At 63.8% G+C, this 22447-nt stretch carries 22 protein-coding genes; 14 read left to right on the plus strand and 8 right to left on the minus strand.

All coding sequences use genetic code 11. From position 1 onward, the window contains the following. The first annotated feature begins 18 nt into the window (after positions 1-18). From BP38_RS0105260 to BP38_RS0105270, 3 genes are all read left to right on the plus strand, one after another. Positions 19-537, plus strand: coding sequence for a DoxX family protein (locus BP38_RS0105260; RefSeq protein ID WP_081816463.1), 519 nt, complete (start codon positions 19-21; stop codon positions 535-537). An 80-nt stretch (positions 538-617) separates the two neighbouring features. Continuing rightward, positions 618-1277 carry a peptide-methionine (S)-S-oxide reductase MsrA gene (msrA, locus tag BP38_RS0105265; RefSeq protein WP_026986882.1) on the plus strand — a complete coding sequence of 220 codons (660 nt, stop codon included), beginning with the start codon at positions 618-620 and terminating at the stop codon, positions 1275-1277. A gap of 15 nt (positions 1278-1292) precedes the next feature. Next, positions 1293-1814: a GNAT family N-acetyltransferase gene (locus tag BP38_RS0105270; protein WP_026986883.1), complete on the plus strand. Its 522-nt coding sequence runs from the start codon at positions 1293-1295 to the stop codon at positions 1812-1814. Between the two features lie 91 nt (positions 1815-1905). Here BP38_RS0105270 and BP38_RS19140 read toward each other — a convergent pair whose 3' ends face one another. The 5 genes from BP38_RS19140 to BP38_RS0105295 all read right to left on the minus strand — a co-directional run bounded on the left by BP38_RS19140 (position 1906) and on the right by BP38_RS0105295 (position 9736). Beyond that, complete coding sequence (locus BP38_RS19140; RefSeq protein ID WP_155992209.1) at positions 1906-2829, minus strand: hypothetical protein; 924 nt, start codon at positions 2827-2829, stop codon at positions 1906-1908. A gap of 122 nt (positions 2830-2951) precedes the next feature. Further along, positions 2952-5039, minus strand: a complete 2088-nt coding sequence (locus BP38_RS0105280) for a membrane protein (protein WP_026986884.1) — start codon at positions 5037-5039, stop codon at positions 2952-2954. 2 nt (positions 5040-5041) lie between these two features. Next, positions 5042-7783 (minus strand): DUF4159 domain-containing protein, encoded by a 2742-nt coding sequence (locus BP38_RS0105285; RefSeq protein WP_026986885.1) that lies wholly within the window; start codon positions 7781-7783, stop codon positions 5042-5044. Then, on the minus strand, positions 7783-8712 hold the full coding sequence (locus BP38_RS0105290) for a DUF58 domain-containing protein (RefSeq protein ID WP_035723638.1): 930 nt from the start codon (positions 8710-8712) through the stop codon (positions 7783-7785). Before BP38_RS0105290 ends, BP38_RS0105285 begins: the two co-directional genes overlap by 1 nt. A gap of 13 nt (positions 8713-8725) precedes the next feature. Continuing rightward, a complete protein-coding gene (locus tag BP38_RS0105295) occupies positions 8726-9736 on the minus strand; it encodes an AAA family ATPase (protein WP_026986887.1) in 1011 nt (336 codons plus the stop codon). Positions 9737-9770: 34 nt separating this feature from the next. Here BP38_RS0105295 and BP38_RS19145 point away from each other — a divergent pair, with 34 nt between their 5' ends. Genes BP38_RS19145 through BP38_RS19150 form a run of 6 tightly spaced genes read left to right on the plus strand, consistent with a single transcriptional unit; the run spans position 9771 to position 14976 of the window. Next, positions 9771-10379, plus strand: coding sequence for a DUF1285 domain-containing protein (locus BP38_RS19145; protein WP_035723640.1), 609 nt, complete (start codon positions 9771-9773; stop codon positions 10377-10379). Further along, positions 10313-11020, plus strand: coding sequence for a CoA pyrophosphatase (locus BP38_RS0105305; protein ID WP_026986888.1), 708 nt, complete (start codon positions 10313-10315; stop codon positions 11018-11020). Before BP38_RS19145 ends, BP38_RS0105305 begins: the two co-directional genes overlap by 67 nt. A gap of 33 nt (positions 11021-11053) precedes the next feature. Continuing rightward, on the plus strand, positions 11054-12298 hold the full coding sequence (locus BP38_RS0105310; RefSeq protein WP_035723643.1) for a CCA tRNA nucleotidyltransferase: 1245 nt from the start codon (positions 11054-11056) through the stop codon (positions 12296-12298). A gap of 42 nt (positions 12299-12340) precedes the next feature. Continuing rightward, positions 12341-13171 (plus strand): molybdate ABC transporter substrate-binding protein, encoded by an 831-nt coding sequence (gene modA / locus BP38_RS0105315; protein WP_081816464.1) that lies wholly within the window; start codon positions 12341-12343, stop codon positions 13169-13171. Between the two features lie 9 nt (positions 13172-13180). Continuing rightward, positions 13181-13849, plus strand: coding sequence for a molybdate ABC transporter permease subunit (modB, locus tag BP38_RS0105320; protein WP_026986891.1), 669 nt, complete (start codon positions 13181-13183; stop codon positions 13847-13849). Next, positions 13846-14976, plus strand: a complete 1131-nt coding sequence (locus tag BP38_RS19150; RefSeq protein ID WP_035723646.1) for an ABC transporter ATP-binding protein — start codon at positions 13846-13848, stop codon at positions 14974-14976. The genes modB and BP38_RS19150 overlap by 4 nt, the downstream gene beginning before the upstream one ends. Positions 14977-14979: 3 nt before the next feature. Here BP38_RS19150 and hemF read toward each other — a convergent pair whose 3' ends face one another. Together hemF and BP38_RS0105335 are read right to left on the minus strand one after the other, a co-directional pair. Then, entirely contained in the window at positions 14980-15873 is an 894-nt protein-coding gene (gene hemF / locus BP38_RS0105330; RefSeq protein ID WP_026986892.1) for an oxygen-dependent coproporphyrinogen oxidase, read from the minus strand. Next, on the minus strand, positions 15870-16337 hold the full coding sequence (locus BP38_RS0105335; RefSeq protein WP_026986893.1) for a tRNA (cytidine(34)-2'-O)-methyltransferase: 468 nt from the start codon (positions 16335-16337) through the stop codon (positions 15870-15872). Before BP38_RS0105335 ends, hemF begins: the two co-directional genes overlap by 4 nt. A gap of 307 nt (positions 16338-16644) precedes the next feature. On the opposite strand from BP38_RS0105335, the gene petA reads away from it, so the two are divergent. The 5 genes from petA (at position 16645) to BP38_RS19155 (ending at position 21133) form a co-directional block, all read left to right on the plus strand. Then, positions 16645-17208 (plus strand): ubiquinol-cytochrome c reductase iron-sulfur subunit, encoded by a 564-nt coding sequence (petA, locus tag BP38_RS0105340; protein ID WP_026986894.1) that lies wholly within the window; start codon positions 16645-16647, stop codon positions 17206-17208. Positions 17209-17222: 14 nt separating this feature from the next. Further along, positions 17223-18518 carry a cytochrome b gene (locus BP38_RS0105345; protein WP_026986895.1) on the plus strand — a complete coding sequence of 432 codons (1296 nt, stop codon included), beginning with the start codon at positions 17223-17225 and terminating at the stop codon, positions 18516-18518. Continuing rightward, positions 18518-19279, plus strand: a complete 762-nt coding sequence (locus tag BP38_RS0105350) for a cytochrome c1 (RefSeq protein WP_026986896.1) — start codon at positions 18518-18520, stop codon at positions 19277-19279. Before BP38_RS0105345 ends, BP38_RS0105350 begins: the two co-directional genes overlap by 1 nt. A 139-nt stretch (positions 19280-19418) precedes the next feature. Then, positions 19419-20315, plus strand: a complete 897-nt coding sequence (locus BP38_RS0105355; RefSeq protein ID WP_026986897.1) for an S-methyl-5'-thioadenosine phosphorylase — start codon at positions 19419-19421, stop codon at positions 20313-20315. Further along, entirely contained in the window at positions 20315-21133 is an 819-nt protein-coding gene (locus BP38_RS19155) for a VOC family protein (RefSeq protein WP_051608996.1), read from the plus strand. Before BP38_RS0105355 ends, BP38_RS19155 begins: the two co-directional genes overlap by 1 nt. Before the next feature lie 9 nt (positions 21134-21142). Here BP38_RS19155 and purD read toward each other — a convergent pair whose 3' ends face one another. Beyond that, positions 21143-22420: a phosphoribosylamine--glycine ligase gene (purD, locus tag BP38_RS0105365; RefSeq protein ID WP_026986898.1), complete on the minus strand. Its 1278-nt coding sequence runs from the start codon at positions 22418-22420 to the stop codon at positions 21143-21145. Between the last annotated feature and the right edge of the window lie 27 nt (positions 22421-22447).

Below are 22447 nucleotides of genomic sequence, written 5' to 3' on the forward strand. Positions count from 1 at the left end.
AAAAGGGATAACGGGATCATGGACAGTTCAATGGAGCAGAGAGCGATGACACGCAGTGACCTCCCGGGCAGGTGGCTGCCGCACTGGCAGAGAGCGACGACGCAGTTGGAATTCCTGGGCATGCCGCTGTTGCTGCTCGCAGCGCGCATCTGGATCGGCCTGATCTTCTTCAATGCCAGCTGGGCGCGCATCACCAACTGGGGCAGTCAGGAGTTCCTCTTCACGCAGATTCACCCGGTTCCCTTCCTGCCGGCGGCCCTGGCAGCACCGATGATCACGGCCGGCGAACTGGGCCTGGCGATCCTGCTGATGGCGGGCCTTGCCGGCCGTTTCTCGGCCCTGGGGCTTCTGGTCATGACGGCCGTGATCCAGTTCGTCGTCGGCCAGACGCCGCAGGGGCAGGAAAACGCCATTGCCAATCCGGTGCACTATTTCTGGATGTTTTTGCTGCTGCTGGTCCTGATCCGCGGGCCGGGCCTGCTGTCCCTGGATGCCCTGCTGTGCCGCCTCATCCCCAGCTTTGGCCGGAAAGCGTAACGGACCGGATGAAATTCCCGGCAGGCGGGCCTATATTTCAGGGACTTCCATGGAATCTCTGACAATCAAAAGGGTCGACCATGTTTTTCCTGAAGCGCAGCGCGGAAATGCCCACGTCCGGCCGTGAACTGCCAGGACGTGATGAACCGATCGTCGAGCCCGGCAGGCACTTCGTGAATGGGCGCCCCTTGGCGCCGCCCTACCCGGAAGGCCTGGAGACCGCAGTTTTCGGAATGGGCTGCTTCTGGGGCGTCGAGCGCCTGTTCTGGCAGGTTCCCGGCGTTTACGTGACCGCGGTCGGCTACGCCGGCGGGGCTACGCCCAATCCGACCTATGAAGAGGTCTGTTCGGGCGGCACCGGTCACACGGAGGCCGTGCGTGTGGTCTACGATCCGACCCAAGTGAGCTACCGCGACCTGCTGAAGGTCTTCTGGGAGGAGCACGATCCGACCCAGGGCCTGCGTCAGGGCAACGATGTGGGCAGCCAGTATCGCAGCGCCATCTATTTCACCAGCCATGCCCAACGCCAGGAAGCCGAGCAAAGCGTGAAGGCCTATCAGGCGGCCCTGTCGGACAAGGGCTTTGGGGCCATTACCACGGAAATCGGTGAAGCCGGGCCGTTCTACTTCGCCGAGGATTATCACCAGCAGTACCTGGCGAAGAATCCCAACGGCTACTGTGGCGTGGACGGCACAGGCGTCAGCTGTCCGCTGCCGACGGGCAGCGCCGCCGAAGTCTGACGGTTCTGCCCGCGCATGTCCGCAGCTCTCAGCATACGCCGGCTCCTGCCCGGGGATGCCAAGGTTTTCCGGCGCCTGCGCGCCGAGGGTTTGACCCTGGAGCCGACCAGCTTCCGCCACGCCGTCGACGACGAGCAGGACCTGCCCTTGCAGTATACTGAGCAGCGTCTTGCCGAGACATACGTGCTCGGCGCCTTTCGCGACGACGAGCTGGTGGGCGTGGCAGGCTATGCGCGCCTGAGCGGCAGCAAGCTCCAGCACAAGGGCCTGATCTGGGGCATGTACGTGCGGGGCAGTGAGCGGGGGCAAGGCATTGGAAAAGAGCTGTTGCACCGGCTCATCGAATACGCGGCGACTGAAGTCTCCCTGCTGCTGTTGACCGTGGTCGCCGCCAATACAAGCGCGCTCCGGCTCTACCAATCCCTCGGCTTCCAAAGCTATGGCCGGGAACCGCGCTCGATCCGAGAGGGAGACGCTTACCTGGACGAAGAGTTGATGTATATCGATCTTGAGGCACGCAGTATGATGCCAGTCTAGCACACTTCGCGGTACCAGTTGGTGACTAGCTACCGAGGATCAGGAGCAGCTACGGGCGGGAACCCCTCTCGATCCGGGAGCTGGTTCAGCTTTATGAGTAATCATCGAAAATGTCCCCTTGTGAGGCTTGATTCCAAATCACTTTTTGTACTTCTGTGATTGTGTGTTTTACATCGATTAATTCGTTATCATGGCCGTAGTCGTGTTCTATGGTAACAAGACACTTGAGTGCGTCGCCTGGGCGGACATCAACATTGCGTGCCTGAAATTCCTTAAGCCAATCGGCATGCTCAATCTTTGCAGAAATCGGTATCTTCCCGTGTCGAAATTCCCATTTTGCATTCCCCAAATAATCTGGGCGCTTAACAATCAAATTCATTTCCATATTGTGAAATGTCTTTCGCTCTTTAATAGAAAAATCTGAAAGTTCTTGGCTAGTCCAATGAACTGATAAGTTAAAATCTACTGGCTTTTCCCCTCGGGCTTGGTATGTAATTTTATCAAACTCAGTGAGGTGGGACTTGGCCTGATCTATTTCTTTGGCAGTTTCAGCTAGTTCTTGAACAGATGGGGGAGCATAGTCGGGAAGGTGCTTTACGTCCGTCTCACTTGCGATATTCTTCAAATTCTTTGCAAGATCAATCAAGGATCCCCCTTCTTTATTTGACCAATTAATGTAAGCATATTTTGCTCGAACGAGATATTTTCCAATAACAGAGCGCCAATCTAGATCTTTTAATGCCTGATCATCAGTAGCTTCCAATGCGCTTTTTAGCCAAATCTTGATTGAGCCGCTTTCAATTTCTTCCAACATCATGATTGGCTCAATGTGTGTATCTACAGATATACACAGAGAATGATCTAAACGCTGCAATGCGCGGATCATTCCATCTGCTGCCTGGAAAACACGTTGCGGGCGTGCGGAATTTGGCTCGAAATCGATTATGAGTGCAAAGTCGGCATCATCGGGTTCACCTGGGTGATGAGACGAAATTGTTACTGTGCCATTGCTCATGCCGTTACCTCCGCCTACCAATATACGCGCCAGCGACTCCGAGGGGAATCCCTACCCGAAAGCGATCTGTAGGTGGGTTTGCTACATGTTGATGTATCTCAACATGAAAATGCGCTCCGCAGTTAGCGCCCCTCGCGGTACCAGGCGGCCATGAGTCCGCCCAGGATCAGCAACAGGAGCAACAGTCCGGGCAGCAGGGGCGTGCGCTCGACCCCGGTCACACGATAGCTCTGGCGATCCAGGACACCCATCCAACCGGCACCGTGACGGTCGCGCCCCTGGGCAACCTTGCGCAGGGCCGGCACGGCCTCCGCATGCAGCTCGGCCAGACCCCCGCCGCTTTCTTCGCGCAGAGGGTCCAGGATCTCCGCAGTTGCGCGCGGATCCTCGAATTCCTTTGCGTTGATGGCCCCCAGGGCCGCGAGGGCCAGCAAATCTTCCTGCTCGACGCGATAGAGACCCTGCTGGTCGATGGGCAGGCTGGCTTCAAAGCGGCCGGGTGCGCGCTGTTCCAGTGACAGGCTGCGGGTCTGTCCGTCCGGCAGCGTGACCTCTACGGGGTCCGTATCGTCGTCAAGCGTGCGCCGCGTGATCACAAGCCGGTCCTCGCGTGTCTCGGCCAGCAGGTCCTCCTCCTCCAGGTCGGGTTCCTTCATCAGCCAATGCGCAATCCGCCGCACCAGTTCACGCTGGGGTCCGCCGCCATCATAGCCCCGGCCCCAGAGCCAGATCTGGTCACTGGACAGCTGTGCCACCCGGCCCTGCTCCTGCCGCGAGAGCAGGAGGAGGGGTCTGTCGCTGGCGCCTGACATGAGGACGTCCGCGGCACCGGGATCACTGTCGATCAAGCGGAACCATTCGCCCCAGGCCGGTTGGCCGGTCTCGTCACGCGGGACCTGATCGAGCAGGCTGCTGGTGACGGGATGGCGCTCGCCGGTTTCCGTCAAATCCGGCCGATAAGGCTGCTCGAAGATCTCGCCCGTGGGGGCGGCGGGCAGGACGCGGCGCAAGCCGGTGCGCCAGAGGGACATGGGCGAGACATAGTCCGGACCGGAGACATCCAGCAGGGCGCCGCCGTTTTCCACATAGGCCGCAATGTTGTTGTAGTAGGCGGCCGGCAGGACGCCGCGCCGCTGGTAACGGTCGAAGACCACCAAGTCGAATTCCGGCAGCTTGACTTCGAAGAGCTCACGCGTGGGAAAGGCGATCAGGGACAGCTCGTCGATGGGTGTGCCGTCCTGCTTCTCAGGGGGGCGCAGAATGGTGAAATGCACAAGGTCCACGGAGGGGTCGGACTTCAGGATGTTGCGCCAGGCGCGGCTGCCCGGATGGGGTTCGCCGGAGACCAGTAGGACACGCAGGCGATCGCGCACGCCGTTGACCGTGGTGGCAACGCGGTTGTTGAGTTCGGTCAGTTCCTCCGGTGCGGCCGCAACTTCCAGTTCCAGGATCGAAGCGCCGCGGCGTTCCAGGGTGAAGGGCAACTCCCGGGTTTCGCCCACCGGGACCTGAAGCTGTTCCACCGGCTCCCCATTCAGGAAAAGCGTAACCTCGGCCTGGCCGTTGCCCTGGACGCCCCCCAGGTCCTCTACGCGAAAGCGCAGGCGTTCGCTCTGGTCCACCAGGGCGAAGGCGGGCATCTCCTCGACCGTGATCTGGCGGTCGCGTTCGTTTTCCCGTCCGGTTTTCAGATGATGGATCGGGACATCCACACCCAGGTTCTGCAGGGTTTCGGGCGTGTCGTGAATCCGGCCCTCGCTGAGCACGAAGATGGCCGAGACACGGTCGCGCCCAATGTCGGACAGGCTGTCGGATATATCCTGGAACAACTGCGTCCCGGCGGCGCTGCCGCTTCCTTCGCCACGGCTTTCCAGAACCTGGACGCGGGTGTTGTCCAGGCCGTCCAGTTGCTCTCTCAGTCGGGAAAGCGCGCGATCCGTCTGCTCGGGGCGCGGCGCAATGCGGCTCTGGCTGGCGCTGCGGTCGGCCACGACCAGCGCCACGTCATCACGCGCTTCACGATCTTCGTGGACCGCGGCGGGATTGGCCAGGGCCAGCAGCAGTATGGCCAGGACCAGGCTTCGCGGCAGCAGGCCGGAGGCCCGGCTGAAGAGACCAAGCAGCAGCAAGGCAAGCGACAGGACCGCGGCCGCCAGCAGAAGCCAGGATGGAATGACGGGAGCGAAGGTCAGCGAGAGTGCGTCCAACATGCCTATTGTCCCAGCCGTTCCAGGATAAAGGGCACGTGCACCTGGTCGGACTTGTAGTTCCCGGTCAGGGCATACATCACGAGGTTGACCCCGAAGCGGAAGGCCATCTCCCGCTGGCGTTCGCCGCCAGGGACCACGGCGGACAGCGGGCGGCCGCGCTCGTCCACGGCCCAGGCCGAAGCCCAGTCGTGGCTGCCAATGATCACCGTGGCAACGCCGTCATGTCGTGTTTCCTCGGTCTCCTCGACCCAAAGCGTTTCGCCTTCGTACCGTCCGGGGAATTCCTGCAGCAGGTAGAAAGCCCGTGTGAGCACATGATCGCCCGGAACGGGGACAAGGCGCGGTATCTCGATCCCGGAGAGCAAGCGTCGCAGCCGGTTGTCCCCGTCGAGGCGGCTGCCCCGGCCATCGCCCAGATCCAGCAGGAGTGTGCCGCCGTGATCGAGATAATCCTGCAATGCCCTTTCCGCAGCCCGATCCGGGGGGTCCTGCTGGCTCGAAACGGGCCAGTAGAGCAGTGGGTAGAAGGCCAGTTCGTCCTCGCCGGGGCGCACGCCCTTGGGCGGGCCCGGCTCGATTGTCGTGCGTCGCGTCAGGACCTGGCTTAGGCCGGTTAGCCCAGCCCGGCTGCGCTGGTCGAGCTCGGGATTCCCGGTTTGCACATAGGCCAGAGTGGTTTCCAGGCTGGCTTCCAGCGCACGCTGTTCCTTCTGCTCCGCCTGTGCCTGCGCATCCGGCGACAGGGCCAGGCCGCCCAACAGGGCGAAAGCCAGCAGGCCCGTGCCCTTTCGCAAGAGTACCCGGGACGGCAGGAGTCCTCGCATGCCCAGGGAGATCAGCAGGTCCAGCAGCGCCAGTCCCAGGGCCGCACTGAGCAACCAGGGCATCAGAGGCCGCTCGGGGCCGCTGTCGTAGCTGCGTTCCTCGCCGTAATCACCAAGCGAGGGCAGCGTTCCGGCTGCGGAGAGTGCAGGCGCCAGATTCAAGGCCTGGCGGCTTATTTCACCCCCGTAATACCCGGGAGGCTGGCGCGGCCCGATCCGGGCTGTGCCTGTGTCTTGCGGCAGGGGTCGCACCTCTGGCGCCGGATCCTGCAGTCGTCCGAATCCATCCAGGACCTGCCAGGCCGGCAGGGGGCCGTCCCCCGCTCCGCTCACACCGGCCGAGAAGGCAACAAGCCGACGCAGCAGTTCCACGTAAAGACCGGATAGCGGCAGGTTGCTCCAGGCCGGGCCGGCGGAGGTGTGTACAAGCACCAGCCAGCCCTCGCCACGCTGCTCAGCGGTGATCAGGGGAGTGCCATCTTCGAGTCGCGCCCAAGTCTTGTCATTCAGGCCAAGGTCAGGGCGTGCCAGGACCTGGCTGGAGACAGTGACTTCTTCCGGCACCTGCAGCCCGGCCAGTGGACTGTCTTCGGGGAAATCGTCCAGGGCAATCGGCTGGTCCCAGGTCAGGGTCCCGCCCAGTGTGCGGCCCCCCTGGCGAAGATCGACAGGCAGCAGCTGCCGGCTTTCCGACTCCGCCAGCCGTGGTCCGGCAAAGCGCAGGAGCAGGCCGCCCTGTTGGATCCAGGCGTCAAGCTGACGGGCTTCGCTTTCGTCCAGGACACGATCCGGCAGGGCAATCAATGCCTGGGGCGTTTCCAGAAGCTGCTCCAGGGGCGCCTCGGTTACCTGGGTGAAGGGCGACAGGGCCCGTGTCAGGTAGTAGCTGTCGCTCAGCAGCGGCTGGCGGCGTTCGCTGTCCCCGGCCAGAGGCAGACCCACTGGACGCCGACGCCAGCGCTCATCACTGAGTACCACAACGTTGGCGCCAGCTTCACCCTCCAGGCTGAGCCGTTCCACCCGGTTTCGCAACGTGAGCGGTAATTCCAGCGTGAGGGTGGTTTCCAGACTGGCCGGCGTGAAATTGACGGGCAGGCGTTCCAGAATCCGGCCTTCGCCATCCTGCACCAGCAGTGTGACACTCTCTTCAAAACCTTCGGACAGGCGCTGTATAGTGAGCTGCAGGTGACTTCCGGTTTCACGCGGCGGCTGCAGAAGGTGAGGCAGGCGTTCTTCTGCGGGCCGATAAACCGCCAGGTCGCCCAGGCGGTTCATGACTTCGCCCAGGCTGTCGACACCGCTTTGATCCGCGCCGTCGGTCTGGACGCCATCGCTGAGCCAATAGGGCACCACGTCGATGTCACGCGGGAATGCGCGAAGCGCGCTTGCCAGTGCTTCATGGCGCGGCGGCCAGGGATGGGGTTCAATCACGGCCAGACGTTCGCGGGCGGTGGCAACGTCCAGCGGCTCGAAGGCAGGGTCTTCTGCTCCGGGATCGGACCTCTCGGGATCGGCTGTCGTCAGGAGATAGACCGTACGGTTCTCGCGTTCGGCCTGTGTCAGCAGGCGTTCGGCCGCCGTCCGGGTCTGCTGCCAGTTACGGGCGGCCGACCAACCGTTGTCGATGACAATCAGGAAAGCACCGTCCTGGCGCGCAGCCGGCTGCGGATTCAAAAGCGGTTGTGACAAGGCCAGAATGACCAGCCCGGCCAGGAGGAAGCGCAGCGCCAGCAGCCACCAGGGAGTGCGGGCGGGTGTCTGTTCGGCGGGCTTGAGGCCAAGCAGCAGCCCGATCGCCGGAAAGGTCTGGTGACGCGGCGCCGGTGGCGTGACGCGCATCAGCCACCAGAGGGCCGGCAGGCCGAGAAGGGCCAGCAACAGCCAGGGACTGGCAAAGGCAAGGGGGCCGAGGGCGAGCATCAGAGCCCTCCCGCTGCCGGGCCGTCACTAAGGCCTTGATAAAGCGTTAAGAGTTGCTGCTCGGCCGAAGAGCCTGTGCTGTGCAAGCTGTAGCCCCAGCCAAGGGACCTGGCAGCGTCCGTCAGGCGGGCGCGCTGCTGCTCAAGGGCATGAAGGTAGTCCGAGCGCAGGCTCTCACTGCGATTGACCAGCCAGGAGGGTTCGCCCTCAAGGCCACGGAATCGGATGCGTCCCTGATAGGGAAAGGCAAGCTCGGCGGGGTCCAGAACCTGGACCAGCTGTCCCCGGATTCCGTTTTCCGAATAGCGCCGCAGATGGTCATGGACCTGGTCGTCCACCTTCAGGAAATCGCCGAACAGAAGCAGGCGTGCATAGCGTGGTACACGCGGGTCATGTGGCAGATCAGCGGCGGTGGCCGGTCCTGCCGAGGCCTGTCGCTGTTCAAGTTCCTGGCACAGGCGCGACAGGGCCGCCCGGCCCGTGGCCGGTGGGCGTGGCGAATCGAGCAGGGCCACGCGTTCACCGGCCTTGAGCAGCAGGCAGGCCAGCGCCATGGCAAGCAGATTGGCCCGCCCCTGCTTCGTGGGCAGCTGGCGCGCATCGGAGGTCCAGTTCATGGAGGCCGAGGGGTCGCACCACAGCCATACCGACTGTGCCGCTTCCCACTCCTGCTCGCGGACATAGAGCCGGTCGCTCTTGGCACTTTGCCGCCAGTCAATCTGTTGAAGGCGATCCCCGCTCTCATAGGGACGAAACTGCCAGAAGGCCTCCCCCTGCCCCGTGCGGCGCCGTCCATGCAGGCCCTGGGCGACCGTGGCGGCCACGCGCTCGGCGGCAACCTGCAAGGCCGGCAAGGGCCCGGACAGGCGTTCGGCCTCCTGCCTCAGCGGCGCGGCTGCAGGTCCCGTTCTTCCCGGCGTGGCGGCCATGACCTTTGCGTCCTTATGCGTAGGGTCGGCAGAGCTGTTCGATAATGTCCTCGACACCCACGCCTTCGGCTCGGGCCGCAAAGTTCAGGGCCATGCGGTGACGCAGGACTGGGGCCGCCAGGGCAACGACATCGTCCAACGAGGGGGCCAGGCGGCCATCCAGCAGGGCGCGGGCACGTACCGCCAGCATCAGCGCCTGGCTGGCGCGCGGCCCCGGGCCCCAGGCCACGTGACGGCGTACGTCCTCCAATTCGGTGCTTTCCGGCCGGCCTTGCCGCACCAGAGCCAGGATGGCCTCGACCACCTGTTCTCCCACAGGGATCCGGCGCACCAGGGCCTGTGCGGCCATCAGTTCCGCGGCATCGAAAACCTGGGGCGCTTCCGCCTTCTCAGCGCCGGTGGTGGCCAGCAACATCTGACGCTCGGAGTCCAGGTCCGGGTAGTCCACGTCGATTTCCATGAAGAAGCGGTCGAGCTGGGCTTCCGGCAGGGGATAGGTCCCTTCCTGCTCCAGGGGGTTTTGGGTGGCCAGGACGTGGAAGGGCTGCGGCAGGTCATAGGACTGTCCGCCGACCGTGACGCGCTGTTCCTGCATGGCCTGCAACAGGGCCGACTGCGTGCGCGGACTGGCGCGGTTGATTTCGTCGGCCATCAGGACCTGGGCAAAGATGGGGCCGGGCACGAAGCGGAAACTGCGGCTGCCATCGGCAAGCTGGTCCAGCACTTCGGAGCCGACGATATCCGCCGGCATCAGGTCGGGCGTGCACTGGATCCGACGATCCTCCAGGCCGAAAACAAGGCCCAGGGTTTCCACCAGGCGCGTCTTGGCCAGGCCCGGAACGCCGACCAGCAGGACATGGCCGCCGGCCAGGAGCGAAATAAGGGTTTGATCGATGACGGCCTGCTGCCCAAATATGACTTGTCCGACAGCGCTGCGCAGGCTCTGCAGCCGCCGTCCCAGGGAGTCGATCTCTGCGGCGACCTGCTCGGCCCCGGCTTCGGAAGGGGAAGCAGCGTTTGTCATCACGTTAACCGCGTCTCCTGTTCTGGCGAGTCTGATGGAGTGGTACAAGGCCATGACCTCGAATGAAAGCCCGGCAGCCTCAAGCATAGACGGACAGCAGGACTCTGGCGAGTCGCCTCAGCCGACTGCGGAGGACTTTCCGTCCTGTGGCGATTTCGACATGCGCATTGCCCGTGACGGCACCTGGTTCTATCGCGGCACACCCATCGGGCGCATGCAGCTGGTCAAACTCTTTTCCACTGTTTTGCGGCGAGAAGATGACGGTACCTACTGGCTGGTGACGCCCGTGGAGCGTGGCCGCATCGAGGTGGAGGATGCCCCCTTCATCGCCGAGGAAATGCAGGAAGAAGGGGATGGCCAGGCGCGCGTGCTCAGCTTCCGCACGAATGTCGATGACTGGGTTGTGCTGGACAGCGATCATCCTCTGCGCGTAGAGCAGGATGCTGAAACCGGTGAGCCCCGGCCCTATATAACAGTACGCGACAACCTTGAGGCCCGCCTGGCCCGTTCGGTCTTCTATCATCTGGTCGAACTGGCGGTGCCCGAAACATACAATGGGGAGGAAACACTGGGGATATGGAGCAGGAACACCTTCTTTCCCCTGGAGAAAGCGGCGCAGACGACCTCGACCTCGAAAGGGTGAGCCAGCGTCTGCAGCGACGCGCGCCCCTGGTGACCGGGAATGTCCCGAAACCCTCTGTACGTGCGCCCTCCCAATCCGATCACGGGCTACGCGGGGATCACGAGTTGAATCCCGACCCGGATTTCTATGATCCCTCCATGGAGTTGCGGGCCGCTTCCGTCCTGGTGCCCCTGGTGGAGCGCTCGCATGGCCTGAACATCCTGCTGACCCGTCGGGCCGACCATCTTTCCTGCCACGCCGGCCAGATCTCCTTTCCCGGCGGACGGCTGGAGGTGCGTGACAATGGCCCCCTGGCCTGTGCACTCCGCGAAACGGAGGAGGAGATCGGCCTGCCGCGCAGCCAGGTGCGTCCCCTGGGGCAGCTGGAAACCTACATCACGCGCACAGGCTTCGAGATCACACCCTTTGTCGGTGCCCTGGAGCCGCCGCTGGAGCTGAATCCGGATCCCGGCGAGGTGGAGGAAATCTTCGAGATACCGCTGTCCTTCGTATTGGACGAGCAGAACTGTCGCACTGAAAGTCGCGAGTTCCGTGGTCAGCAACGCTATTTCTACGTCTATCCCTATGGTGAGCGCTATATCTGGGGCGCCACTGCCGGTATGCTGAAAAACTTTTGCGAGCTGCTGCTCTTCGCTCGATAATGCCTGCCCGTTACCAGCATTCACGAGAGGTTCATGGAGGAAAGGCACGCAGCGGTTCGGCGAATCACGCCCCCGGTTCTGGGTGACCCTGACGCCGTGACAGAGGTCCTGGAGGCTCTCGGGGCCGCTGCGGTGGAGGTGCGCTATGTCGGCGGCTGTGTCCGCGACAGCCTTCTGGGGCGCTTCCTGAGCGATATCGACCTGGCGACTCCGGCGCCACCGGAGCGCGTCATGGAGGTGCTGCAGGCCGCCGGTGTGAAGGTCATTCCCACTGGCCTGTCCCACGGCACGGTCATGGCCGTGGTTCGGGGCCAGCCTTTCGAGATCACGACCCTGCGCCGAGACGTGGAAACCGACGGACGCCGTGCGGTGGTGGCCTTCACCGATTGCTGGCGCGCCGATGCTGCACGGCGCGACCTGACGATGAATGCCCTGTCCTGCGATCCCGAGGGCTGGCTCTACGACTACTTCGGCGGCCTGGAAGACCTTGAGGCCGGGCGGGTGCGTTTCATCGGCGACCCGGCCGTTCGCATTGCCGAAGATTACCTGCGCCTGCTGCGGTTCTATCGCTTCCTGGCCCATTACGGACGGACGCGGCCCGAGGAAACCGCCCTGCGTGCCACCGCTGAGGCGGCTCCACAGCTGGCCACGCTGTCGGGTGAACGCATCCGTGTGGAATTGCTGAAGCTGCTGGCGGCCCCGGAACCGGAGAACACCCTCACCTTGATGGCCGAACAGGGCATCCTGCCGCACCTGCTGCCGGATAGGCTGGACATCGCCAGCCTGGGGCGTTTGCGCGCGCTGGAGCTTGCGGCTGATTCCTTGCTGCGCCTTGCCGCTTTGCTGCCGGCCGCGCCTGAAGCCGTGGAACGGACAAGCCAGCGCCTGCGCCTGTCCCGGGTCGAGACCAGCCGCCTGGCAGCACTTTGCCAGGCCGACGCCTTCAAGCGCTATCCGCCGGATACACTGGAGTTGCGCCGGGCTCTGCACGAACGCGGCCCGCAATTGGTTGCCGATCAGTTGCGCGTGATTGCGGCGCGTTTGGACGAGCCACTTTCGGATGATGTGATGGCACGGGTTGATAACTGGACGCCCAAGCCCCTGCCCATAAAGGGGCGCGACCTCCTGGCCGACGGATTCGAGAAGGGGCCGGCGCTGGGGCGTCTGCTCAGTCAGTTGGAGGACTGGTGGCTTGAACAGGACCGCAAACCGGACCACCGGGACCTGCTTGAGAAGGCCCGGAGCCTTCAGCAGCGGCAAGACGGCGCAAGCAGGTGATCGAGGCTATGGACGTTGCGACTTCTGCGCTAGGCTTGGGCCATGATTCGGATTAGATGGCAGAGCCGCCGGCATTCTTGGCGCGGTCCCTTGCAGGTCCTGGCCTTGCTTGCAGGCCTGCTGCTTGCGAGCCCGGCCGCAGCGACCGAGGAGCGTGCCCTGGTTGCAGCGGCTTCGGACCTGCAGTTTGCGCTGGAAGCGGTGGCAGCGCGCTTCCAGGAGGAGAGTGGCCAGGAGGTTCGCCTGTCTTTCGGGTCTTCGGGCAATTTCGCCCGGCAGATTCGCCAGGGCGCCGGTTTCGAGCTGTTCCTTTCGGCGGACGAGGCCTATGTGGAGATGCTGGCGGACGCGGGCCTGACCCAGGATGAAGGTGTCCTCTATGCCCTGGGCCGGCTGGTCATCATTGTGCCGGGCAATTCCAGCGTGAAGGCCGATGCCGAACTGAATGAACTCGAGGCAGCCCTGGAAGATGGGCGCCTGCGCCGTTTTGCCATTGCCAATCCCGAACATGCGCCTTATGGGGCGCGGGCCGCCGAGGTTCTGCGGCATAAGGGGCTGTGGGAGGCCATCCAGCCGGCGCTGATCCTGGGTGAAAATGTCAGCCAGGCCGCACAGTTCGCCGTATCGGGCAACGCCGAGGGCGGCCTGGTGGCCTATTCCCTGGCCCGGTCCACGGCCCTGTCGGAACGGGGCGACTCTGCGCTGCTGCCCGAATCCTGGCACAGTCCCCTGCGCCAGCGCATGGTCCTGATGAAGGGTGCGGGTCCGACGGCCCAGGCCTTCTATGCCTATCTGCAGCAGCCGGAAGCGCGGCGCATCCTGGCCGATTACGGCTTTGAACTGCCACCGGATATGGACGAAAAGGATGGATAGGCCGTGCAGATGGACCTGACCGCCCTCTGGCTCTCGCTGCGCCTGGCCGCCCTGACCCTGCTGTTCCTTCTGCCCATCGGCATCCTGGCCGGGCGTTGGCTGGCCTATCGCTCCTTCCGCGGCAAGGGCTTCGTGGAAGCACTGGTCGCCCTGCCCCTGGTCCTGCCGCCCACCGTGTTCGGCTATTACCTGCTGGTGGCCTTCGGTGCGGCCTCACCCCTGGGCCAGTTCTGGCAGGCGGCATTCGGCCAGCCGCTGGTCTTTACCTTCGAGGGCCTGCTGCTGGCCTCGATCATCTTCAACCTGCCCTTTGCCATCCAGCCCATGCAGCGTGGGTTCGAGGCCATTCCCGCCGAGGTTCGCGAGGCAGCGGCCTGTTGCGGCCTGTCTCCCTGGAAGGCGCTGCTGCGCGTGGAGTTGCCCCTGGCCTGGCCCGGCATCCTGACGGCCATGGTGCTCAGCTTTGCTCATACCCTGGGAGAATTCGGCATCGTCCTGATGGTGGGCGGATCCATTCCAGGTGAGACCCGGACCATCGCCATTGCCATCTATGATCGCGTCCAGGCCTTCGACGACGTGGCCGCGGGCCAGATGTCGGCGCTGCTGCTGGCCATCTCGCTGGCGACCATCGCGCTGACCTTCGCCTTCTCCCGCCGCCTGGGGCGCCGCCTCGGATGACGACGGAAGGTGGCCTTGCCGTCTCGCTGCACCAGCAGGCGCCGATTCCGCTGGCCGCGGACTTTGCCTGTGCGGCGGGTGAGGTGCTGGCGCTGGTGGGGCCTTCGGGCAGCGGCAAGTCCACCATCCTGCGGTCCATCGCCGGCACCTATCGTCCCCAGGCGGGCCAGGTGCAGGTGAATGCCGAGACCTGGCTGGATTCGGCACGCGGGCTCAACCGTCCCGCCCATCACCGTGCCGTGGGCATGGTTTTCCAAAGCTATGCTCTCTTCCCGCACATGACCGCGCTCGGCAACGTCATGACGGCGATGGCGAAGGCCGGGCGGGAAGAGCGGCAGCGCCGCGGCCGCGAACTGTTGGAGATGGTGCATCTCTCGGGGTTGGAATCACGCTATCCCGCGGAATTGTCCGGCGGACAGCAGCAGCGTGTAGCCGTGGCCCGGGCTCTGGCGCGGCGGCCCAGGGCGTTGTTGCTCGACGAACCCTTCTCGGCGGTGGACAAGGCCACCCGCCAGCGGCTCTATCGCGAGATTGCCCAGCTGCGCCAGAACCTGGACATGCCGGTCGTGCTGGTGACCCACGACCTGGATGAAGCAATCATGCTGGCCGACCGCTTGGTGGTGCTCCATCGCGGCCGAACGCTGCAGAGCGGCCCGCCCGAGGAGGTGATCAACAGGCCCGCTTCACCGGACATTGCGCGACTCGTGGAACTGCGCAACCTGTTCGAGGGACGGCTGGTCTCGTTGGAGGAAACAGGCCGGCAGGGCGTCCTGGACTGGGCCGGCCTGCGCATGGAGGTGCAGGTGCCGGCCGGCATCGGGGTCGGCGATCCGGTCGACTGGGTCATTCCGGACGGATTCGTCGTGCTGCACCGGCGCGACCGTCCTTCGCGCGGAGAGCACGAGAACCCGGTTCCCGGCGTGATCGGCCAGGCCCTGAAGGTCGGGCAGACGGCCCACATAACGCTATATCCTGACCATGCGCCGAACCTGCCGCTGCATTTCTCGGTTCCACAGCATGTGGCCGAGCGCAACGGCATCGAGGCGGGCGTAGGGGCGGCCGTCTCGCTGCTGACCAAGGGCATCCATCTGATGCCGCGCTTCAGCGAGCGCGGACAGGGCGAATAGAACTCAAGGCCAGGCCGCGAGCGGTGGCAGGGACATCAAGATAGCTTCCACATTGCCGCCGGTCTTGAGGCCGAACTGGGTGCCACGGTCGTAGATCAGGTTGAACTCGGCATAACGCCCGCGCTTGAACAGCTGGTGCTGGCGTTGCTCCTCGGTCCAGGGTCTTTGCATGTGGCGGCGGACCAGCTGGGGATAGATGTCCAGGAAGGCTTCGCCGACATCCTTGGTGAAGGCGAAGTCGCCCTCGTGGTCCCCGCTTTCCAGGTAGTCGAAGAAGATGCCCCCCACGCCCCGGGCCTCGCCCCGGTGCGGGATCATGAAGTACTCGTCACACCATTCCTTGTAGCGGGGATAGTACGCGGGGTCGTGACGGTCGCAGGCGTCCTTCAGGGCCTTGTGAAAGTCCGCTGTGTCCTTGTCGTCAGGGTACATGGGGTTGAGATCGGCGCCGCCGCCGAACCAGCTTTTCGTCGTGACGATGTGCCGGGTGTTCATGTGCACGGCCGGGACCAGAGGGCTCTGCATGTGGGCCACCAGGGAAATGCCGCTGGCCCAGAAGCGCGGGTCCTCTTCCGCGCCCGGGATCTGCTTGGCGAATTCGGGCCGGAACTTGCCATGGACACTCGAGATGTTGACCCCGACCTTCTCGAACACGCGCCCGTGCATGAGGGACATGACCCCGCCGCCGCCGGGCGTGCCGTCGTCGTCCTGGCGGTCCCAGGCCTTGCGTTCGAAGCGCCCTGGCGGTGTGTCGCTGAAACGTTCGGCGTTCTCGCCGGCGAGTTCGTCCTCCAGGGCCTCGAATGCCGCGCAGATGCGATCGCGCAGGTCGGCGAACCAGCGGCTGGCTTCCTCCTTGCGGGCGCTAACCTCTGTGATGTCCTGAAAAGCCGTCATCCGTCCTGTCCTTGCGTGCGGGGAAAGTTGTCGGTCTGGCGCAGAGCCTCGCCCAGTACCATTGCACCGGCCACGGCCACGTTCAACGAACGCTGGCCCGGGGCCATGGGAATCACGAGTCGTGCGGCGGCGGCCGCATGGACCTCCTCGGGCACACCGGCGGATTCGCGGCCCAGAAGCAGTGTGTCGCCACTGTCGAAGGTGAAATCGCTGTAGCGGGTATCGCCGCGGGTCGTCAGCAACACCAGCCGGCCAGGCGCGCTTTCGCGATAGCGCTGCCAGCTGGCGTGCCGCGTCACCAGGGTGCTGGCAATGTAGTCCAGGCCTGCACGACGCAGCCGGCGGTCGTCCCAGACAAAGCCGCAAGGCTCGATGATGTCCACAGGCACCGCGGTGCAGGCGGCCAGGCGCAGAAGCGTGCCCGTGTTCTGGGGAATGTCGGGTTGAAAAAGCGCCAGGCGCATGGCGAAGTGGTCCGCGTTGTGAATGAGGAAACCGCACGGCCATGAACGTGCCTGTCTGGAACACGGAATAAATTCTTGGCAGGGAGCAGGTGTCGTGGCCTTTACTTTGGGGCGGAATTTCCTCTATATGCAGCCGGTCATGCAAGGTGACCAGTGCGCCTCTGCGGCGATGCGCCGCAAGGACCGTGACAAATCGGGGGTATGGCGGGTTTATTTCGTTCCTCACCTTCGGTAGATATGATCCCGGTCGCCCCTATGCGACCGTGGCCGGTCATCGAGCGGTAACGACGAGGGGATACGGAGAGACATGGCAGACAGTGCGAATGCCGGGCAGGGTGGTGCCGGGCACGATGACGAGGGAACGTCGCGGCGCGACTTCCTCTATCTGGCGGTTGGAGCCGTCGGTGCAGTCGGAGCGGCCTCGGCCGTCTGGCCGCTGATCGACTCCCTGAATCCGGCAGCGGACATCCGCGCGCTGGCAACGAGCCGTGTAGACCTGAGCCCGATCGAGGAAGGCCAGGCCATCACGATCACCTGGCAGGGCAAGCCGGTTTTCATTCGCCACCGCACGGCAGAGGAAATCGAGACAGCCGAAGAGGTGCCTCTGGACGACCTGATCGATCCCGAGCCCGATGCCGAACGTGTCATCGAGCCGCAATGGCTGGTGATGGTCGGGATCTGTACGCACCTGGGCTGTATTCCGCTTGGCCAAAGCTCCAGTGATCCCAAGGGGGATTTCGGCGGCTGGTTCTGTCCCTGCCACGGGTCGCACTACGACACCTCCGGCCGGATTCGCAAAGGCCCGGCACCTCGCAACCTGGATGTGCCCACCTATGAATTCGCCGACGACACCACGATCGTGATCGGCTAAGGGATAATCGAAGCATGAGCGGTCTCAAGACAAACAACCGCGTGATCAAGTGGTTTGATCACCGTCTGCCGGTCTTCTCGTATGTCAACGAACACCTCGTCGACTATCCGGCCCCACGCAACCTGAACTACATGTGGAATTTCGGCTCGCTGGCCGGAATCGCGCTGGTCATCATGATTGCCACGGGGCTGCTGCTGGCCATGCAGTATACGCCGCATGTGGATCATGCCTTCGATTCCGTCGAGCGCATCATGCGCGACGTGAACTTCGGCTGGCTGATCCGCTACATCCACATGAACGGGGCTTCGTTCTTCTTCATCGTGGTCTACCTGCACATGTTCCGGGGGCTCTATTACGGATCCTACAAGGCGCCGCGCGAGATACTCTGGGGCCTGGGTGTGATCATCCTGCTGCTGATGATGGGCACCGCCTTCATGGGCTACGTGCTGCCCTGGGGTCAGATGAGCTATTGGGGCGCCACGGTGATCACCAACCTCTTCTCGGCCATACCCCTTGTGGGTGACAGCATTGTCAGCTGGCTGTGGGGCGGTTTCTCCGTCGACAACCCGACGCTGAACCGTTTCTTCGGCCTGCACTACCTGCTGCCCTTTGTGATTGCCGCGGTGGTTTTCCTGCACCTCTGGGCCCTGCATCGCTTTGGCTCCAACAATCCGCTGGGCATCGATGCCAAGGGGCCGCAGGACAAGATCCCCTTCCACCCCTATTACACGGTGAAGGACATGTTCGGTCTGGGGATCTTCCTGATCCTCTTTGCGCTGTTCATATTCTATGCGCCAAACTACATGGGGCACCCCGACAACTACATCGAGGCCGATCCGCTGGTGACGCCGGCGCACATCGTGCCCGAATGGTACTTCCTGCCCTTCTACGCCATGCTGCGTGCGATCACTTTCGATATCTCGATCCCCTTCACGGGCATCGTTCTGATCGATGCGAAGCTGGGCGGCGTGCTGACCATGTTCGGCTCGATCCTCCTGCTGTTCTTCCTGCCGTGGCTGGACAGTTCACCGGTGCGCAGCTCGCGCTTCCGTCCGCTGCACAAGCAGTTCTTTTGGGTGCTGGTGGTGGCCTGCCTGGTTCTGGGGTATGTCGGTGCCAAGCCGCCGGAGCAGCCTTGGGTGACCATCGGCCAGATCGCGACGGCGTACTACTTCGCGCACTTCCTGATCATCCTGCCGCTGTTGGGCCGTCTGGAGCGTCCCAAGCCTCTGCCGGCCTCGATCAGCGATCCGGTCCTCAAGTCAGACGGCAGTGGTGCCTCTCAGGCCAAGCCGATGGAGAAAGCCTGATGAAGAAGCTCGCTCTTTCCATAACGGCCGCAATCGGCCTGCTGCTTTCGGCCGGCGCGGCCACTGCCGCCGAAGGCGTCGAGATTCCCGAGCGGGACTGGTCCTTCCAGGGATTCTTCGGGACCTATGACCGCGGCGCCTTGCAGCGGGGCTTCCAGGTTTACGACCAGGTCTGTTCGTCCTGCCACAGCCTGCGGTTCGTGGCTTTCCGCAACCTGTCGGATCTCGGTTACGACGACGCGGAGATCCGTGCCATTGCTTCGAAGTACTCTGTCGAGGACGGTCCCGACGAGAACGGCGAGATGTTCATGCGGGATGCCGAGGCTTCGGACAAGTTCCCGCCGCCCTTCGCAAACGAGGAAGCCGCGCGTGCCGCCAACGGCGGCGCCTATCCACCGGATCTCTCGCTGATGGCGAAGGCCCGGCCGGCCGGACCCGACTACATCTATGCGCTGCTGACCGGCTATACGGAGGCGCCCGAGGATGTCGAGCTGATGTCGGGCATGTACTACAATGAGTACTTTTCCGGCCACCAGATCGCCATGGCGCCGCCCCTGAGCAACGGCATCGTCGAATATGCCGACGGCACCGAGCCCACGGTCAGCCAGATGTCGGCCGATATCAGCGAGTTCCTGATGTGGGCGGCGGAGCCCAAGCTGGAGGACCGCAAGCAGATGGGGGTCAAGGTGATCCTGTTCCTGCTGGTCTTCACGGGCCTGGTCTATGCCGCCAAGCGCAAGCTTTGGGCCAAGTTGCACTAGGCCTGGGGTATGCAGTAACGAAACCGGGAAAGGGCCGCCTGCGAGCGGCCCTTTCCTTTTTACCGCAGCCATTGCATGAGCTAGGCTGCGGCCTGCTATCGGGGCGCAGATATTATTTCAGGTACGGGGGGGGATGGAGATGAGCGAATCCGTGTCGTCGCCGGTCGTCGGCATAATCGGGGGCAGCGGCGTCTATGATATCGAGGGCCTGGAGAGAACCGAATGGCGGGAGGTCGAAAGCCCTTTCGGCCGTCCGTCCGATGCCCTGCTTTGCGGTGAACTGGACGGTCAGCCGGTTGTCTTCCTGCCCCGTCATGGCCGGGGTCATGTGCTGTCGCCCAGCGAGGTCAACTATCGCGCCAATATCGATGCACTCAAGCGACTGGGCGTAAGCGAGATCCTGTCCTTGAGTGCCGTGGGCTCCCTCAAGGAGGACCTGCCTCCCGGACATTTCGTGCTGGTGGACCAGTTCATCGACCGGACCTTCCAGCGCCAGAAAAGCTTTTTCGGCGAGGGCCTGGTCGCCCATGTCTCGCTTGCGCATCCGGTTTGCGGGCGCCTGGGGGACGCATTGGCGCCGGCAGCGGAAGAGGTGGGCATACCCTTTGGCAAGGGCGGCACCTACCTGGCCATGGAAGGCCCGCAATTCTCGACCCAGGCCGAATCCCAACTCTACCGCAACTGGGGCTGTGACGTGATCGGTATGACCAACATGCCGGAAGCCAAGCTGGCCCGCGAGGCGGAGCTTTGCTATGCCAGTGTTGCCATGGTGACGGATTACGACTGTTGGCACCCGGACCATGACCACGTCACGGTGGAACAGGTCGTCAAGATTTTGATGCAGAATGCCGAGAAGGCCCGCGCCCTGATCAAGGCGGTCCTGCCGCGTCTGGCCGAGCGCAGGCAGCCCTGCACGCAGGGCTGCCACAGGGCCCTGGACAATGCGCTGATCACGCAGCCCGAGCGGCGCAATCCCGAAACCTGCGCGCGTCTGGATGCCATAGCGGGCCGCGTGCTTGCCGGGGAGGCGAACTGATGAAGACGGCTGTCGAGGCACTGGATCACGCACTGATCGGCGTTGAAGATCTGGAAGCTGCGCGCAGCGGCTGGGAGCGCCTGGGTTTCACCTTGACGCCACGGGGGCGTCATGCCGGCTGGGGCACGGCCAACTACTGCATCATGTTCCCTTACGATTACCTGGAGCTGTTGGGCATCGTGGATGCGCAGCAGTTCACCAACAACCTGGACCGCTTCCTGGCCGAACGCGGCGAGGGCATGCTTTCCCTGGCTTTTGCTTCCTCGGATATCGAAGCCTCCGCCCGTCTGCTGAGCGACCAGGGTGTTGATCACGGAGGACCGAAGGACTTGAGCCGCGGCCTGGAGTTGCCCGAAGGCACCGTTGAGCCGGCCTTTCGCCTGCTGCATCCGGCCCCCGAGGCCAGTCCAGCCTTTCCCGCCTTCATCTGCCAGCATCTGACGCCGGAAATGGTCTGGCAGCCGCAGTGGACCAGCCACGAAAATGCGGCCACGGCTGTTCGCGAAGTCCAGGTTGCCTGCGCGCAACCAGGCGAAGCCGCCATGGCCTATGCGGCTCTGCTGGGAAGCGAAAACCTGGAGATATCGGATAGCCGGGCCATCTTGACCTGTGGCCAGTGCCGTATCCTCTTGCTGCCCCAGGCCGACACACCGGAGGCCCGCGAAGGCCTCTGCGGGCTGTCCCTACTGTCGGCGGACCTGAAGCGGACCGAGGCCTGCCTGCGGCGCAATGGGGTCACCTGTACCCTGGATGATGCAGGCATTCACGTTCCCCGCGAAGAAGCCACGGGCGTGCCCCTGAGTTTCGTCTCACACTAAGGCCGAACCTCACCAGTCCAGGGCGCGCCAGGCAATATCCCGCCGGTAGTAGCCCCCCGGCCAGTCGATGCGAGCGATGGCCGCATAGGCGCGGTTGCGTGCCGTTGCCAGGTCCGCACCCAGGGCGCAGACATTCAGAACACGCCCGCCGGCCGACAGGACGCTGCCGTCCGGTCCTTCGCTGGTCCCTGCATGAAACAGGGTCACGCCTTCCATGGCTGCTGCCGCATCCAGGCCTCTGATGGTCTCGCCCTTGGCATAGCTTCCGGGATAGCCCCTGGCGGCCAGAACCACCGTGATGGCGCTTTCCGGCCGCCAGCGGATCTCCGCATTGGCGAGCCTGTCTTGGGCGGTGGCCATCAACAGCTCGGCGAGGTCGCTTTCCAGGCGCAGCATCAGGATCTGGCATTCCGGGTCGCCGAAGCGCACGTTATATTCCAGCAAGCGGGGTTCGCCCTCGGGTGTGACCATGAGGCCCGCATAGAGCACACCCTGATAGGGATAACCCTCGGCGGCCATGGCGGCGATGGTGGGTTCGATGATTTCGGCCATGACACGGGCCTGCAGGGCGTCCGTCATGAGGGGCGCGGGAGAGTAGGCGCCCATGCCACCGGTATTGGGACCCGCCTCGCCATCATACGCACGCTTGTGATCCTGTGCCGATGCCAAGGGGCGTGCGGTCGTACCGTCGCAGAGGGCAAAGAAGCTGACCTCCTCACCCTCCAGGTATTCCTCGATCACCACTTCCCCCCCGGCGTCCCCGAAGCGACCGCTGACCAGGGTTTCTTCCAGCGCGGTCTCGGCTTCCTCCAGGGTCATGGCCACGGTCACGCCCTTTCCGGCCGCCAGGCCATCCGCCTTGACGACGATGGGCGCGCCCTGGCGATGCAGGTGGGCACGGGCTTCTTCCAGGTCGGTGAAACGTCCGTAAGCGGCAGTGGGAATGCCGTGCCGCGCACAAAGATCCTTCATGAAAGCCTTGGAACCCTCCAGCCGCGCCGCGGAAGCCGAGGGGCCGAAGGCGGCAATGCCGGCGGCCTTCAGGCGGTCGGCCAGTCCGGCGACCAAAGGCGCTTCCGGTCCGATCACCACCAGGTCGATGGCCTGCTTTCGGGCATAATCGACCAGCTCTTCGACCCTCTCGGCCGCAATCGCCACCGATTCGGCGCAGGCTTTCGTGCCTGCGTTGCCGGGTGCACAGTAAAGCGCGGTGCAGGAAGAGGACCGGGCCAGGGCCCAACAGAGTGCATGCTCGCGACCACCGCCGCCTATCACCAGAATCCGCATTTTTTCCAACTCGTCCCTTGTTCGCCG

It is taken from the genome of Fodinicurvata fenggangensis DSM 21160 (assembly GCF_000686045.1).
Lineage (GTDB): Bacteria > Pseudomonadota > Alphaproteobacteria > Kiloniellales > DSM-21159 > Fodinicurvata > Fodinicurvata fenggangensis.

What these genes read in the sequence shown, in the direction of transcription:
- BP38_RS0105335 (WP_026986893.1), bottom strand. Translation starts at nt 16,337, where the DNA reads ATGCGCCTGGCGCTTTTTCAACCCGACATTCCCCAGAACACGGGCACG.
- BP38_RS0105310 (WP_035723643.1), top strand. Translation starts at nt 11,054, where the DNA reads ATGGAGGAAAGGCACGCAGCGGTTCGGCGAATCACGCCCCCGGTTCTG.
- BP38_RS0105270 (WP_026986883.1), top strand. Translation starts at nt 1,293, where the DNA reads ATGTCCGCAGCTCTCAGCATACGCCGGCTCCTGCCCGGGGATGCCAAG.
- BP38_RS19140 (WP_155992209.1), bottom strand. Translation starts at nt 2,829, where the DNA reads ATGAGCAATGGCACAGTAACAATTTCGTCTCATCACCCAGGTGAACCC.
- modB (WP_026986891.1), top strand. Translation starts at nt 13,181, where the DNA reads ATGGACCTGACCGCCCTCTGGCTCTCGCTGCGCCTGGCCGCCCTGACC.
- petA (WP_026986894.1), top strand. Translation starts at nt 16,645, where the DNA reads ATGGCAGACAGTGCGAATGCCGGGCAGGGTGGTGCCGGGCACGATGAC.
- BP38_RS19150 (WP_035723646.1), top strand. Translation starts at nt 13,846, where the DNA reads ATGACGACGGAAGGTGGCCTTGCCGTCTCGCTGCACCAGCAGGCGCCG.
- BP38_RS0105290 (WP_035723638.1), bottom strand. Translation starts at nt 8,712, where the DNA reads ATGGCCGCCACGCCGGGAAGAACGGGACCTGCAGCCGCGCCGCTGAGG.
- BP38_RS19145 (WP_035723640.1), top strand. Translation starts at nt 9,771, where the DNA reads ATGGAGTGGTACAAGGCCATGACCTCGAATGAAAGCCCGGCAGCCTCA.
- BP38_RS0105260 (WP_081816463.1), top strand. Translation starts at nt 19, where the DNA reads ATGGACAGTTCAATGGAGCAGAGAGCGATGACACGCAGTGACCTCCCG.
- BP38_RS0105285 (WP_026986885.1), bottom strand. Translation starts at nt 7,783, where the DNA reads ATGCTCGCCCTCGGCCCCCTTGCCTTTGCCAGTCCCTGGCTGTTGCTG.
- modA (WP_081816464.1), top strand. Translation starts at nt 12,341, where the DNA reads ATGATTCGGATTAGATGGCAGAGCCGCCGGCATTCTTGGCGCGGTCCC.
- BP38_RS0105295 (WP_026986887.1), bottom strand. Translation starts at nt 9,736, where the DNA reads ATGACAAACGCTGCTTCCCCTTCCGAAGCCGGGGCCGAGCAGGTCGCC.
- BP38_RS0105355 (WP_026986897.1), top strand. Translation starts at nt 19,419, where the DNA reads ATGAGCGAATCCGTGTCGTCGCCGGTCGTCGGCATAATCGGGGGCAGC.
- purD (WP_026986898.1), bottom strand. Translation starts at nt 22,420, where the DNA reads ATGCGGATTCTGGTGATAGGCGGCGGTGGTCGCGAGCATGCACTCTGT.
- BP38_RS19155 (WP_051608996.1), top strand. Translation starts at nt 20,315, where the DNA reads ATGAAGACGGCTGTCGAGGCACTGGATCACGCACTGATCGGCGTTGAA.
- hemF (WP_026986892.1), bottom strand. Translation starts at nt 15,873, where the DNA reads ATGACGGCTTTTCAGGACATCACAGAGGTTAGCGCCCGCAAGGAGGAA.
- msrA (WP_026986882.1), top strand. Translation starts at nt 618, where the DNA reads ATGTTTTTCCTGAAGCGCAGCGCGGAAATGCCCACGTCCGGCCGTGAA.
- BP38_RS0105345 (WP_026986895.1), top strand. Translation starts at nt 17,223, where the DNA reads ATGAGCGGTCTCAAGACAAACAACCGCGTGATCAAGTGGTTTGATCAC.
- BP38_RS0105305 (WP_026986888.1), top strand. Translation starts at nt 10,313, where the DNA reads ATGGAGCAGGAACACCTTCTTTCCCCTGGAGAAAGCGGCGCAGACGAC.
- BP38_RS0105280 (WP_026986884.1), bottom strand. Translation starts at nt 5,039, where the DNA reads ATGTTGGACGCACTCTCGCTGACCTTCGCTCCCGTCATTCCATCCTGG.
- BP38_RS0105350 (WP_026986896.1), top strand. Translation starts at nt 18,518, where the DNA reads ATGAAGAAGCTCGCTCTTTCCATAACGGCCGCAATCGGCCTGCTGCTT.